This window comes from Desulfonatronum thiodismutans (assembly GCF_000717475.1).
In the GTDB taxonomy this organism is placed as follows: domain Bacteria; phylum Desulfobacterota; class Desulfovibrionia; order Desulfovibrionales; family Desulfonatronaceae; genus Desulfonatronum; species Desulfonatronum thiodismutans.
Genome location: NZ_JPIK01000021.1, coordinates 103,146 through 117,712, shown reverse-complemented (window position 1 = coordinate 117,712; position 14,567 = coordinate 103,146). Strand labels below are relative to the sequence as shown.

Here is a 14,567-nt window from a genome sequence, read left to right as displayed (position 1 = left end):
GGATTAATGTCGTATCGATACCATCAAACGGAGCCCCCAGTGCCAAGCCCCATGCAACAAGGGAAGAACGTATGATTGCCGGACCAATAGCACGTCCATTCGCAGCTCCTTTTCTCCTCCTGCTCCTCTTCCTCTCGCCGGCCTGGGCTGTCATTCCCCGTGCCGGCCCGTCCCCGCCGTCCGAAAATCCGCGGGTTCTGATCCTGATCGGCCCGCAGTACGGGCTACCCATGCTGGAGGCCGTCATCCCACCGCTGGTGGGCACGTTGACGGACGGCGGGTTCAGCTTGGACGACATCTTCGTGGAATTTCTGGACCTGCAACGCAATGACGATCCGGAACACCGCACCTTAGTCCTGGCCCTGCTCCGGAACAAGCTGGCGGACTCGAGGGACGGCCTGATCATCGCCGTCAATCAGGGTGCCGTGGATTTTGTGATCCAGGAGGGCGCTGACCTTCTTCCAGACGCGCCCATGCTCATTCCCATCCAGGAAAAGCAGCCTGACTGGCGGAACGCCTCCCGCAAGCTGATCACCCTGATCTCCCGTCAAGACGCCGAGGGCACACTGCGCCACGCCCTGAATCTTTTTCCCGACACCAGGCGGGCAGCGGTGATCATGGGCAAGGATGATCACAGAGCACCTTTCGTGGAGCCGATATCCATGGCACTGGCGGCGTTGCCGCGACAACTGAAAGTCGAGACCACGGCCCACCTTTCCTGGGATGAAATGCTGAAACTGGTTGCGAACCTCCCTCGAGACGCCATTGCATTTTATGGGTCCTACTTTGAGGACATCACCGGCCGCTCCTTCGTTCCGGCCGAGGTTGCGGGCAGGGTGGCGGAAAAGGCCAACGTCCCGGTCTTTGCCTTCCGGGACATGCACATCGCCCAGGGGCTGACGGGCGGTAGCGTGGCCATCACTTCCGATCTGGGCCGCCAGGCCGGGCGTATCGCCCTGGACTATCTGCAAGGCCGCCTCCGGCTGACACACCCGGTGACGGCCTTCGACGTCCCCAACGCTCCCCTGTTCGACTGGCAGCAGCTCCAGCGCTGGGGCGCGGACGTCCGAAAATTGCCGGAGAACACGATATTCCTGAACAGACCGACATCCTCTTGGGATGAACACATGGACGCCGTGTTTGTTGCGGTGGTCAGCTTTACCCTCCTGCTTCTCCTGGCGGCCGCGTTGATCATCATCAACCGCCGCCAAAAGGCGGCCCTGGTCCGGCTCAGGCAGACCGAGAAAAGCCTGTGGGACAGCGAGGAACAGCACCGCTGGCTGTTTGAAACCATGGCTCAGGGCGTGATTTATCAGGCCGCGGACGGGACCATCATTTCCGCGAACCCCGCCGCGGAGCGGATTCTGGGTCTGAGCTTCGACCAGATGCGCGGCAAGACGTCCATGGACCCGCGCTGGAAGATGATCAAGGCCGACGGCAGCGAGGTGCCTGGAACCGAACATCCGGGCATGGTCGCGCTACGCACCGGGGAAACCGTGGGGCCGGTAATCCGGGGCGTGTTTCACCCGGGAAGGAACGCCTTTATCTGGTTGTCCATCACGGCCATCCCGCTGTGCCGAGCGGGAGAATCCCAACCTTTCGAAGCCTATGCCACATTCAACGATATTACGCGACAGAAAATGCTGAACGATCAACTGGAACAGCACGTCCGGGACATGGAGCAGCGTTATGGGGAGCTGGAATCATTTCGAAATGCATCCGTGGGACGCGAACTGGATATGATCGCCCTCAAGCGCCGGATCAACGAGCTGTCCCGGCAACTGGGTCAGGCCGAGCCCTATGACCTGGGCTTTGCGGACGCCCTTCCGGAGGATGAGCGATCATGACGCATGCACCCCGGGAACGACCAGAAATCACGCTGCGTATATTTCTTTCAGGGTTGATCTGGGTGTCCCTGTTGCCCCTGCTGCTGATGGGAGCATGGCTGGCCTGGGACAGCAAGCGTACGGCGTTGATGGAGCAGGAAAATAGCGCGAAGCGTCTGGCAAGCAACTTCATGACCACAATGGACGAGTATCTGGATGCCCGGATGCAGGCACTGAACCTGCTGGCCGCCACGCCCATGCTGGACGATCCGGCGCGGTGGCCGGAATTTTATGCCCTGGCGCAATCCTTTCAGCGCTTTTTCGACGGCCATGTCATCCTGGCCGAGGCCGACGAGCCCAGGCGCATGCTCTTGAACACCCGGGCGCCCCTGGGCGCGCAACTGCCGGTGCTGCCTCGGGCGGACCGGCAATCCTCCGTTTCCATGGCCATTGCCCACGGCAGACCCGCTGTGGGCGACATTGTTTTTGGACCGGTGGCCGGGGAACCGTTGAACTGCATTGCCGCTCCGGTGGTGCGACACGGGGAAATCGTCTTCGTGCTGCTGAGCACCTTTGCAACGAGCCTGCTCCAGGAGCAGGCGGACCGGTTTGAACTACCCCCGGATTGGGCCATGTACCTGCGGGACGGCTCCGGGAACGTCATCGCTCAACGCCTGCCGCCTGAGTTTGACGTCGGACCGGACGAATCGCCGGAAAGACGCTTCGAGGTCCAGTCGACTGTGGGTCCCTGGTTCGTGGAAATGGTAATCCCGGACAGGGTCTGGCTTTCCTTGCGTGTCCATTCCGCGATTCCGATACTCTTGGGGTTGTTGGCCACCACTCTGGTCGGCGTGCTGGGAGCCAGGCTGGCTAGCAACCGGCTGCAACGGGCCGTGGCCTCCCTGGTCGGTCCGCCGCCGACCAAACCAGCGGCCCGGATCGTCGAGATCGAGGAGGTGCGTCGGCTGCTCGCCTCCACGCAGGAGGAACTGCGTAACAGTGAACTGTACTTCCAACGGTTGTTTGAAGACGCCCCTGTCGCCCTGGCCCTTTCCAACCAGGAAGGAGTTATTCTCAGCCGAAATACACGCTTTGACGAACTGACCGGCTACTCTGCGGACGAGACGTCCACCTGGGCCGAATGGTGGTCCCGCGTCTGCCCCGAGCCTGAACTTCAGACCAAGGTCCTGGCAGACTGGGAATCCACCATCGCCACCCCTGACGCGACTTCAGTGGAACACGGGATTCGGCGCAAGGACGGAGCTGAGCGCACTGTTCAGCTTTTCTCCGCTGGATTCAACAGCGGGGTACTGTGCAGTTTTCTGGATGTCACGGAACTGCGCCGGGCGGAAGATGAACTGCGCGCACATCAGGAAGCCAAACTGGAACAAAACGCCGAGATGCGCCTTGCCCTGCTCAACCAGATGCAGGACGCCAACGCGGCCCGGGAGCGTGCGGAGACAGCTCTGGGAGCGTTGCAGGAATCAAATCAACGGCTTGCAGCCTTTCTGCGGATCAGCCAGGCTGTTTCATCTTCGCTTGAAACGAGTTCGGTGGTCCAGGCGGTTACGGACTACGCGGTTGAGGCCATGAACTTCTCCACTGGAGCAGTTTATTTGCTGGAAGGGGAGCATGTTCGCATAACGGCAGCAACCCCCGTCTTACCCTATGATTTTCCAGAAAAATTCCGCTATGCTCCTTTGATTGATCACCCCCATCTTGCGAAATCCCTGGCCACAGGAAAACCTGTGGTTATGGCTGACACAGCGACGGCAAACCTCACTCCGACAGAGCAAGAAATTGTCCGTTCAGTGAACCTGCGTTCGATTCTCTATCTGCCCATCCGCCTCAAGGACCAGTCCCTCGGCGTGCTGATCCTCTCCGACATTACAACAGCACGAACAATCCAAGAAGAGGAGATTGCCCTGCTGCAAGGGTTCGCCGATCAGGCCGCGCAGGTCATGAACAACGCCCGTCTGTATGAGGAGGTCCAAAACCATGCGGTGCAACTCAAACAAGAGATCGACCAGCGCAAGGAGGCCAAAGAAGCGCTTCGGCGGCTCAACCTGGAACTGGAAGAGCGGGTGCACGAGCGGACCAAAAACCTCGAGGAGGCCAACAAGCAGCTTGAGGCGTTCAGCTATTCCGTATCCCATGATTTACGCGCACCGCTGCGGGGAGTGACCGGGCTGACCCGTATTCTGCTGGACAAGCACGCCACGGGACTTTCCGAGGAGGGCCGAAAACTGTGCGCCATGATCACGGACAATGCCACGGCCATGGGCCTGCTGATCGACGACTTGTTGCTGTTTTGCCGGGCCGGTCGCAAGACCCTGCACGTTTCGCTCATCGATATGACGGCCATGGTCCGGGCGGTCATTGATGAACTGAGGGTAACCGAAGACGCGGCCCGGGTGGATTTTCAGGTGCAGGACCTGCCCTCTACCGAGGCTGACCCGGCTCTGTTACGCCAAGTCTGGCAAAATCTGCTGGCCAATGCGGTCAAATTTTCATCCAAACAGGAGCATCCCGTGGTCCAAGTCCGCGCGGAACGAAAAAACGGACAGCTGGTCTACCATGTCCAAGACAACGGCGCGGGATTCGACATGCGGCATGTACACAAGCTTTTCGGCGTCTTCACTCGTCTGCATTCCTCCAAGGAATTCGTGGGCACAGGCGTCGGGCTGGCTATTGTCCAGCAGATCATCACGCGCCACGACGGCCAGATCTGGGCACATGGCGAGCCGGACAAGGGAGCAACGTTTTCGTTCACCCTCAATTAGGTGGGAATGAAATTGAAGAAATCGAATCAACAATAGGGAGCACTCATGTCTGAATCGACAAAGGTATTGATCATCGAGGACCTGCCCACGGACGCCATGCTGGTGGAGCATGAAGTCCGGGAGGTATTACCCGAAACCAGCTATCTTGTTGTGGAAACCGCTCCGGACTTTCTGGCGGCCCTGGATTCGTTTCAACCGGACATCATCCTCTCCGACTACTCCATGCCCCAGTTCGACGGCCTTACCGCCCTCAAACTGGCCCAAGAACATGCTCCGGACACGCCTTTCATCATCATTACCGGCTCCATCAACGAGGAAACCGCGGTGGCCTGCATGCAGGCCGGGGCCTGGGATTACATTCTGAAGGAGCGGATCATGCGGCTGGGGCAAGCGGCACTGGCCGCCCTGGAAAGAGGGAAAGAACGGCTGGAAAAGAAGCGTGCGACCGAGGCACTGGAGCAGAGCGAGACCCTCTTCCGGAGCCTGTTTGAACAGCATGCAGCCATCAAGCTGATGGTGGACCCGGTGAGCGCTGTCATAGTGAATGCCAACCAGGCTGCCGCTGAATTTTACGGATGGTCCCGAGAGCAACTCAGATCCAAGTATGTTTTTGATATCAACACCCTGCCTCCGGATCAAATCAGGGCCAACATGCAGAAGGCCGCAGCCGATAAATGCGTTTACTTTGAGGCCCGGCACAGGCTGGCCAACGGGGAGATTCGTGATGTGGAAATATTCAGCAGCCCCATCGAATCAAGCGGAAGGATTCACCTACATTCCATTGTTCACGACATCACCGGTCGCAAGGAAGCGGAACGAGCCCTGGTGACGGCCAAGGAGCAGGCCGAAGCGGCCAATATCGCCAAGTCCGAATTCCTGGCCAATATGAGCCATGAACTGCGCACGCCCTTCAACGGGATCATGGGCATGATGCAGCTCCTGCAGACCACACCCTTGGACGCGGAGCAGCAGGAGTTCGTGGCCGCGGCCATCGAGTCTTCCAAGCGTTTTACTCGGCTGCTTTCGGACATCCTGGACATTTCCAGTTTCGAAGCGGGCAAGGCGAGCCTGACCATGTCCGAGTTCAACCCCGCTGAAGCCCTGGAATCCGTCCTGGACCTGTTCCACCTCCGCGCTCGGGAAAAGGGTCTTGACCTGGATCTGACCGTTGATCCGGCCATGCCCCGAAGCGTCGTGGGCGACGTTGCACGGGTCAAGCAGATCCTGTTCAACCTGGTGGGCAACGCCATGAAATTCTCGGACAGGGGGGCGGTCCATGTCCGGCTGATCCCCCTGTCCGCGGCCAAAGGCGGCGATTTGCGAGCCATGTTCTCCATTTCCGATACTGGCATCGGCATCCCGGACGACAAGCTGGCCTCCTTGTTCAAGCCCTTTGTCCAGGTGGACGGCACGTATACCCGGTCCTACCAGGGTGCCGGCCTGGGGCTGTCCATCGTCAAGCGGCTCATGGGAATGATGAACGGAAACGGCTGCGTGGAAAGCGAGGTCGGCCAGGGAACCACCGTCCATGTCATTCTGCCTTTCACTCTCCCGGCCAGGGACGCCGCGAAAACCGCCCATGCCGCAGTGCCCAGGGTGAGGAAAGAACACCTGAAGATCCTTCTCGCCGAGGACGACTCCCTGAACCAGATGTTCATGACCCACGTGCTGAAAAAACTCGGACACGCCGTCACCGTGGCCAACAACGGCCAGGAAGCCGTGGACCTCTTCCAGACGAGAGACTTCGACTGCATTCTTATGGACATCCAGATGCCGGTAATGACCGGTGTGGAAGCGACACAACGGATAAGAAGTCAGGAGTCAGAAGCCGGAAGCCAGAAGTCAGAGGATGGAGACAGGACGTCAGCGAAGGGACATCGGACCTCTGGCACTCAGGTTTCAGGTCTCATCCCTCCACCCTCTCCCCATACGCCCATCATCGCCGTGACCGCCCATACCCAGCCCGGCGACCGGGAAAAATTCCTGGCCGCGGGCATGGACGACTACCTGGGCAAGCCGGTGGGGATCGAAGATTTGGAGAAGGTGCTGAAGAAAATTCAAGGTGATAAATGGAGCTAGCATTGACTGCTTGTAAATTACCTTCCCAAAAACCATCCGCGGACTGACGCTTCCGACGGAGCTTCAGGGAGGCCATTTTTATTAACGCTAAGGTGGAGCATGAGGCATAAGGCTCAAGAACCTGTGAAAATGAACTGTTGCGTGAGGTGGAGGATGCATGAAAACCAGAGCCATTCATGATCACCAAAGGCCGGATCGCAAAATTTCTTCTCGCATTATCAGCTCGCTGTTTACTGTATTTTTTTTGCTGGCAGCCATGCCTATCGAGACGCGGAATGGACAATCCGAAGATGTTGGATCGCCATGGTATGGACAGATGGAGGGCAACCTCATCGGACTTGGTATCATGGATCGGAAAAAAGCAGAGAGCCAGCTCCAACAAAGTGAGGAACTCAACAGTGCCTTGTTCAACGACCATGCCGCGGTCATGTTGCTGATTGACCCCAACACAGGCGAGATCCGCGATGCCAACGTGGCTGCCGTCGACTATTATGGCTGGCCCCGGGACCAACTGGTGGGAATGTTCATCCAGAATATCAATACTCTTTCCCCCGACGAGGTGAAACAGGAGATGCAACGGGCCGAAAGCCGTGCTCGCACCTTCTTCGAATTTCGTCACCGCAGGGCCGATGCCTCCATTCGTGACGTCGCTGTCTTCAGCAGTCGTGTTCACACTGGCGAGGAGGGACTTTTATACTCCATTATTCATGATATTACCGACCAAAAGAAGGCCGAAGCGGCTTTGGCGACCCGTACTCAAGTGTTCCTGCTCGCACTTGCGGTGCTTTGCCTCATGCTGCTGGGACTTGTCGTCAGGCTGGTCATGATCCTGCGACAACGCAAGCGTGCCGAGGATGCATTGCAGCAAAAGAGCGCGCTTCTGGCCAAGGCAGAACAACTTGCCCAGCTTGGAAGCTGGACGCGGGACATGGCGACCAACGGCCTGACATGTTCGGACGAAGCCTACCGCCTCTTTGGTTGCACACCGCAGGAACTTACCCCGACATATACGGGCTTTCTCGAAAGAGTTCATCCGCTGGACCGGGAGACCTTGGCCTGTAAGCATTCAGTCTCGGTTCGGATGGGCATAGAAGCGGATGAGTTCGAGTACCGGATTCTACGCAAAGACACTGGTGAAGTTCGTTACATCAATGAACGCTGTGAACACGTACGCGACGCATCCGGGACCGTCATTCGGACCATCGGCATATGCCAGGACATCACAGAACGTAAACTCGCGGAGCATCAAACAACAATCCAGTTGAAGCTGATTGCCTGCTCCGCAGCGAGCCCCCTCTCCGATCTTCTGACCATGGCCCTGGACGAAGTTGAACAATTGCTGAACAGCTCCATCAGCTTCTGGCATTTTGTCGAGCCAGATCAAAAAACGCTGTCCTTGCAACAATGGTCCACGGCAACCCTGGAACGCTTTTGCACTTCCCAGGGCCGGGGGATGCACTACAACATCGACCAGGCCGGTGTCTGGGTGGACTGTGTCCGTGAGCGCAAAGGCGTCATCCATAACGACTACGTCTCCCTGCCGCACAGAAGGGGACTGCCTGAGGGGCATGCCGAGATTGTTCGTGAAATGGTCGCCCCGGTTATCCGCCAAGACGCAATCGTTGCAATTATGGGCGTGGGCAACAAGTCGACGGATTACACACCGGAGGACTTGAGCACCCTGTCCTTTCTGGCCGATGTGATCTGGGAAATCATCACGCGGAAAAAAACAGAGGAGGCGCTCCGGCAGTTCAACCAGGAACTGGAAAAACGGGTGCGTAAGCGGACCTGGGAACTCGAGGAGGCCAACAGGCAGCTGGAGGCGTTTAGCTATTCCGTTTCTCATGACCTGCGCGCCCCTTTGCGAGGGCTGACCGGGCTGACCCGTATTCTTCTGGGCAAACATACGACGGGGCTTTCCGAGGAGGGCCGGAAACTGTGCGTCCTGATCAATGACAATGCCACGGCAATGGGCCTGCTGATCGATGACTTGTTGTTTTTTTCCCAGGCTGAACGCACGGCCCTGCATGTTTCGCCCATCAATATGACGGCCATGGTCCGCGGGGTCTTCGAGGAACTGGGGTCAACCGAAGACACGGCCCGGGTGGATTTTCAATTGCAAGAACTGCCCCCCATCGAGGCCGACCCGTGCCTGTTGCGCCAGGTTTGGCTGAATCTGCTGGCCAACGCGGTCAAGTACTCGTCTAAAAAGGAACATCCCGTGGTCCAGGTCCGCGCGGAACTGAAAGACGGACAGGCGGTCTACCATGTCCAAGACAACGGCGCGGGATTTGACATGCAGCATGCACACAAGATTTTCGATGTCTTTAAGCGCGTGCACTCCACCAAGGATTTTGCGGGCACGGGCGTCGGGCTGGCAATTGTTCAGCAGATCATCACGCGCCACGGCGGTCGGGTTTGGGCCCAAGGCGAGCCGGACAAGGGTGCGACGTTTTCATTCACTCTCAATGTGGTGGAAACGGAACGGATGAAATCGAACCAACAATAAGGAGTACTCATGTCTGAAGAGACAAAGATATTGATCGTCGAGTATTTGCCCATGGACTCCGTCATCGTGGAGCAGCCCTCAACCATGAACCTGAACAAATACATCCCCAGCATCTCCGTGGCCGCCCACGCCAAACTTGGCGACCGGGATGGATTCCTGGCCGTCGGAATGAGCGACTACCTGAGCAAACCAAAGCCATGAAGCATCGAATATTGTTCGTGGACGATGAACCTCAGGTCCTGCAAGGTTTGCGGCGGATGCTGCATGGTCAGAGCAGGGACTGGGAAATGCATTTCGCGCCAGGCGCGAAAGAGGCCCTGGAGGTGATGGCCGCAACCCCAATGGACATGGTGGTTTCGGACATGCGCATGCCCGGCATGGACGGGGTCCAGTTGCTGGCCGAGATCAAGAGTCGCTTTCCCAAGGCGATTCGGTTGGCCTTGTCCGGCCATATGGACGAACGGATGATCATGGGCTGCACCAAGGTGGTGCACCAATATCTGAGCAAGCCATGCAGCCCGGAAATCATGATCTCCGTGCTCCGGCGCATTCTGGCCCTGCGCCGTTATCTGGCCGAGGAAGCCCTGGCCTGCCTTACCTCCAGCCTGGACCAGATCCCCAGCCTGCCCAAAATGTATCTGGCCATCCAGGAGGAACTGCAATCTTCCCGCTGTTCCTTGAAGAAAATCGGCGAGATCATTTCCACGGACGTGGGCATGTCCGCCAAGATCCTGCAACTGGTCAATTCCTCGTTTTTCGGAATGTGCACCAAGGTTGCCAGCCCGGCCCAGGCCGTGAACCTTCTGGGCACGGAAACGGTCAAGGCCTTGGTGCTGCACGTTCAGATCTTCTCCCAGTACGATCCCAGAAAATGTCCGAACTTTTCACTGGCCCGGCTTTCCCGGCACAGCCTGATAACGGCCACTCTGGCCAAACGGATCTGTGCCATTGAAAGCGCGGCCAAGGATGTTCAGGAGGATGCCTTTCTGGCCGGCATTCTCCATGACGTGGGCAAGCTGATTTTTGCCGTGAACTGTCCGGTTCTCTACGACGAGATACTGGAAATGATCTCGTCCCGGCACTTGTCCCTGGCCTCTGTGGAGCAGGACGCGCTGGGTGCCAGCCATGCCCAGCTCGGAGCCTATTTGCTCGGCTTGTGGGGCATGGCCGATCCGGTGGTGGAAGCCATCGCCTTTCATCATCACCCTGCGCTGAGCGCCACGAGCCAGTTCACTCCCTTGACGGCCCTGCATGCCGCCGACTCCCTGATCCTCGGCATCCAGCCGGAAGGGCCCACGGGCAAGGCCGAGGGTCCGGACATGAACTATCTCGAAGCCTGTGAGCTCGGCGACCGAATCGAGGAATGGGAAAAACCGGCCAAGGAACTTTTCGGGATGACCGTGGACGAGGCATGAGGAATTGTGGATGAGTGATTCTAAAAGCAAGCCGACCATCATGGTCGTGGACGACAATCCGGCCAGTCTGAATCCTCTTCAGGATTTACTGCAACAGGAGGGTTACTGCGTCGAGCTGTTCCCGCGCGGTGAAACGGCCATCATGGCTGCGGTCAGGCACCCACCGGACTTGATCCTTTTGGATATTGTCCTGCCTGAAATGGACGGCTTCGAGACATGCAAGCGATTGAAGCAGGATGCGAGGCTCAAGGACATTCCCGTGCTGTTCGTCAGCTCCCAGGCCGGCACAAACGAGGATGTCCGGGCCTTTGCGGCGGGTGCCGCTGATTTCGTGGCCAAACCCTTCCATCCAAGCGTGCTGATCGCGAGAGTGAAGACGCACTTGCATCTCCACCGGGTACAAAAGGAAACGGAAGCCGATATCCAGCAGCGATCGGCTGAACTGCACCTGGCCCACCAGGAGATCTACCAGATATTATCCTCCATCCAATTACTACTTGTCGTGCTTGATGAACAGAACATAGTCACGAGGTGGAACTGGGTGGCCGCCAAACTGTTGCGTCTTCCTTATGAAAAGGCCTTTGGCAAGGAATTCGACGCATTGCCCGTGACATGGGAACAGGAACGGGTTGCGGAAGCGATCCGTTCCTGTCGGGAAAACAGGGCCGCCGTCCGCGTCGACAATCTCTGGTTTGAGCTGCCGGATGGCACCAACGGATTTCTCATGTTGCACCTTGATCCCATTCTGGACATTTACAAGAGTGAAGTCGGCGGAGTGCTGATCCTGGGCGAGGACAAAACAGAGCAGAAAATGTTGGAAAGCCAGCTGCTACAGGGCCAAAAGCTGGAAGCCATCGGCCAGCTGGCCGCCGGAATTGCCCATGAAATCAATACGCCCATCCAATTCGTGGGCGACAATTTGCAGTTTTTGGGTAGCGCCCTGAACGATCTCCTCCCGCTTCTCGACTCCTGGTTGGCATTGACGCACGGGGCCGTATGCGGGGACGAGTTCGAGAAGCAGACGGCCGAATGCAAAAAGCGCATCCAGGAAGTGGATGTCTCGTTCCTGACCCAAGAAATTCCCCAGGCCATTACCCAGTCCATGGACGGACTGGAGCGGGTGGCAGATATTGTGCGGTCCATGAAAGCCTTCTCCCACCCCGGAAAGGAACACTCTACCCTGGTGGATGTGAACAAAATCCTGGAGCACACCGTCACCATATCTTGCAACGAGTGGAAATACGTGGCCGAAATGGACGTGCGCCTGGCCCCGGACTTGCCGTCGATCCTTGGCCATCCTAGCGAACTCGGCCAGGCCTTCCTGAACATCGTGATCAACGCGGTCCATGCCATAGCCCAGACCCATAGCCAGGCCGCCAAGAGTCAAGGCAGGATCAGCATTACCAGTTGTCTGGACCAGGAGTGGATCGAGATTCGGATATCCGACAGCGGCGGAGGGATTCCAAAAGAGATTCAAGGGAGAATTTTTGATCCGTTTTTCACCACCAAAGATGTGGGCAAGGGTACCGGCCAAGGACTGGTCATCGCCCATTCAGCCATTGTCAAACGCCACAAGGGGACAATAACTTTTAAATCCAAGGCCAACCATGGTACCACCTTCATCGTGCGGTTGCCGCTCATGGAAGACATGGAAAAGAAGATAGATACGACACAGCTCCCTGAAATTTTCGCGGAGCGGGAAAAAATGACTGGTGGACAGGTTGAACCGACAGCCCATCAAGTCTGATCAGGTTTCCAACCAGAGGAACACGACCATGACCGAGCAATGCATTATACAGGAAAAAATCCTCTTCGTGGACGACGACCAGAACATCCTGGACGCATTGCGGCGCAACTTTCGCAAAGAATACGCTATGGATACCGCCACAGGCCCCCGGGAAGCCGCGGCGATCATCGCCCGTAAGGGGCCCTTTGCCGTAGTGGTCTCGGATATGCGCATGCCCGGAGTGGACGGGGTCCAATTCTTGGCGAGGCTGAAGGAAATCAATCCGGACACGGTCCGGATCATGCTCACCGGCAACGCGGACATCCAGTCCTCCATCGCAGCGGTGAACGAGGGCAACGTGTTCCGCTTCCTAACCAAGCCCTGCTCAACCCAGCAGATGAAGCGGGTCCTGGAGGACGCCCTGCGCCAGTACCGGCTGGTCACCGCCGAAAAACAGCTCCTGGAACAGACCCTTGGCGGCAGCATCAAGGTACTCACCGAACTTTTGGCCCTGGTCAATCCGGACGCCTTTGGCCGGGCCAACCGGCTCCATCGCCTGGTCCGTCAGATGGCCCTGCACCTGGGCATGACCAATACCTGGGAAGTAGAAAATGCGACCCTGCTCTCCCAGATCGGATGCATGCTCCTGCCCTCCATGGCCATCCAGAAAATTACACAAGGCAAGATGCTGGACGAGGAAATGCAGCAGCTCTACGACATGCACCCGGTGATCGCCGCGAACCTGCTGGGCCATATCCCTCGACTGGACATTGTTCGGGAGATGATCCTTTACCAGGACAAGCACTTTGACGGACAGGGTTCGCCCATCGGCGGCAAATCAGGCCCGGACATCCCTCTTGGCGGCCGGATATTGAAAATCTTGGTAGACTTCGACCAGCTGGATTATTCCGGAAAGTCCACGGAACAGGCCCTGAACATTCTGAGAGGCCGCGAAGGCTGGTACGATCCTCAAATCCTGGCGGCCCTGGAAAAAGTACTCAGCCTGAAATCGGAATACGAACTGCGCGAGGTTCGCGTCGACCAGCTTGAAACCGGAATGCTGCTGACCGCGGATGTCCAGAGTCAGAAGGGCATGCTCCTGGTGGCCCAAGGTCAGGAAGTCACCCCGGTGATGATCACCAGGCTACGGACCTACGCGAAAATCAGTGGTGTACACGAACCGATCAAGGTGCTGGTCCCGCCGCATCAAAAGGCAAGCAGGGCTTTCCAGGTTGAGAATTAGCGGAATGCTATGCTCCATAACTCTAAAAAAATACAAGGAGAATCCTGTGGGCATTACACGAAGATTGTTTTTCAAAGGTGTTGGTCTGGCCCTTGGCGCCGTGGGCTTGCAGTCAATAGCCCCGAATCGGTTGGAGGCAGTGCAGGGCAGCAGTGTTGGCGATAAACGGTTTGAAGGGGCGGTGGGTATTGAATGGCTGGGCCATGGCAGTTTCTTGTTCACCTCCTGCGCGGGCAAATCAATTCTGCTTGATCCCTGGCTGACGACCAACCCTAATTGTCCGGACAAGTACCGTCGCGTCGGAAGCTTTGACGCTGTCGACTACGTGCTCTGGACCCATGGTCACGTGGACCATTTCATGCTCGGCGACGCGAAGGACGTGGTGGAACAGTATCAACCCAAAATCATCGCACCCTGGGAGCTGAGCTTTTTCATCAAGAGCGAAATCCCGGAGGCAGACTGTCTGACCTTTACTTTGGCCAACAAGGGCGCGACGTCGGACTTCGACGGCATCAAGATCACCATGGTCGAGGCCTTTCATTCCGCCGGAGCCCAGCTGACCGGATTTCAGGGTACGAACCGGTTCGTGGGCGAGGCCGTGGGCTATATTCTGGAATTTGAAAATGGACTGCGTGTTTACCATTCCGGCGACACATCCCTGATGGGAGACATGAAGACGATCATCGGAGACTATTACCAACCGGACATCGCCATCCTCCCCATCGGCGGCGTATTCACCATGGGGCCTGAAGAGGCGGCGCACGCCTGCGCCCTGATCCGACCTCGCATGGTGATTCCCGAACATTACGCAACTTTTCCGGTACTTGAACAGTCCGCGGAGGCATTCATGGAGGCAGTGGCCCGACGCGCCCCAGACGTCGCTGTCCAGGTTTTACAGCCCGGTATCCCTTTCCAAGCTTGATCGTTGATTTACCGAGTATGATCCGCTTCCAGGATGATCCCAGGCATTGCACCGACAATAGTGC

At 57.6% G+C, this 14,567-nt stretch carries 9 protein-coding genes; all 9 read left to right on the top strand.

Annotated features, from left to right (window positions below; translation table 11 throughout):
• The first annotated feature begins 71 nt into the window (after nucleotides 1–71).
• The 9 genes from GY33_RS0115955 to GY33_RS0115915 all read left to right on the top strand — a co-directional run bounded on the left by GY33_RS0115955 (nucleotide 72) and on the right by GY33_RS0115915 (nucleotide 14,503).
• Nucleotides 72–1,847 (top strand): PAS domain S-box protein, encoded by a 1,776-nt coding sequence (locus tag GY33_RS0115955; RefSeq protein WP_031388294.1) that lies wholly within the window; start codon nucleotides 72–74, stop codon nucleotides 1,845–1,847.
• Nucleotides 1,844–4,609 carry an ATP-binding protein gene (locus GY33_RS20030; RefSeq protein WP_051822732.1) on the top strand — a complete coding sequence of 922 codons (2,766 nt, stop codon included), beginning with the start codon at nucleotides 1,844–1,846 and terminating at the stop codon, nucleotides 4,607–4,609. The genes GY33_RS0115955 and GY33_RS20030 overlap by 4 nt, the downstream gene beginning before the upstream one ends.
• A 45-nt stretch (nucleotides 4,610–4,654) precedes the next feature.
• Nucleotides 4,655–6,688 (top strand): hybrid sensor histidine kinase/response regulator, encoded by a 2,034-nt coding sequence (locus GY33_RS0115945; protein WP_051822731.1) that lies wholly within the window; start codon nucleotides 4,655–4,657, stop codon nucleotides 6,686–6,688.
• Between the two features lie 346 nt (nucleotides 6,689–7,034).
• The gene (locus GY33_RS20025; protein ID WP_161788494.1) at nucleotides 7,035–9,197 is read left to right on the top strand and encodes a PAS domain-containing sensor histidine kinase; all 2,163 of its coding nucleotides are present in this window, start codon (nucleotides 7,035–7,037) and stop codon (nucleotides 9,195–9,197) included.
• 9 nt (nucleotides 9,198–9,206) lie between these two features.
• Complete coding sequence (locus GY33_RS0115935) at nucleotides 9,207–9,398, top strand: response regulator (protein WP_031388290.1); 192 nt, start codon at nucleotides 9,207–9,209, stop codon at nucleotides 9,396–9,398.
• The gene (locus GY33_RS0115930; protein WP_035272466.1) at nucleotides 9,395–10,612 is read left to right on the top strand and encodes a response regulator; all 1,218 of its coding nucleotides are present in this window, start codon (nucleotides 9,395–9,397) and stop codon (nucleotides 10,610–10,612) included. The genes GY33_RS0115935 and GY33_RS0115930 overlap by 4 nt, the downstream gene beginning before the upstream one ends.
• 10 nt (nucleotides 10,613–10,622) lie before the next feature.
• Nucleotides 10,623–12,359, top strand: a complete 1,737-nt coding sequence (locus GY33_RS20020; protein ID WP_051822729.1) for an ATP-binding response regulator — start codon at nucleotides 10,623–10,625, stop codon at nucleotides 12,357–12,359.
• 28 nt (nucleotides 12,360–12,387) lie between these two features.
• Entirely contained in the window at nucleotides 12,388–13,581 is a 1,194-nt protein-coding gene (locus GY33_RS0115920; RefSeq protein WP_031388287.1) for an HD domain-containing phosphohydrolase, read from the top strand.
• 46 nt (nucleotides 13,582–13,627) lie between these two features.
• Complete coding sequence (locus GY33_RS0115915) at nucleotides 13,628–14,503, top strand: metal-dependent hydrolase (RefSeq protein ID WP_161788493.1); 876 nt, start codon at nucleotides 13,628–13,630, stop codon at nucleotides 14,501–14,503.
• The last annotated feature ends 64 nt before the right edge of the window (nucleotides 14,504–14,567 follow it).

Coding starts and splice junctions, on each gene's coding strand:
- GY33_RS0115955 (WP_031388294.1), top strand. CDS start 72: ATGATTGCCGGACCAATAGCACGTCCATTCGCAGCTCCTTTTCTCCTC.
- GY33_RS20030 (WP_051822732.1), top strand. CDS start 1,844: ATGACGCATGCACCCCGGGAACGACCAGAAATCACGCTGCGTATATTT.
- GY33_RS0115945 (WP_051822731.1), top strand. CDS start 4,655: ATGTCTGAATCGACAAAGGTATTGATCATCGAGGACCTGCCCACGGAC.
- GY33_RS20025 (WP_161788494.1), top strand. CDS start 7,035: ATGGATCGGAAAAAAGCAGAGAGCCAGCTCCAACAAAGTGAGGAACTC.
- GY33_RS0115935 (WP_031388290.1), top strand. CDS start 9,207: ATGTCTGAAGAGACAAAGATATTGATCGTCGAGTATTTGCCCATGGAC.
- GY33_RS0115930 (WP_035272466.1), top strand. CDS start 9,395: ATGAAGCATCGAATATTGTTCGTGGACGATGAACCTCAGGTCCTGCAA.
- GY33_RS20020 (WP_051822729.1), top strand. CDS start 10,623: ATGAGTGATTCTAAAAGCAAGCCGACCATCATGGTCGTGGACGACAAT.
- GY33_RS0115920 (WP_031388287.1), top strand. CDS start 12,388: ATGACCGAGCAATGCATTATACAGGAAAAAATCCTCTTCGTGGACGAC.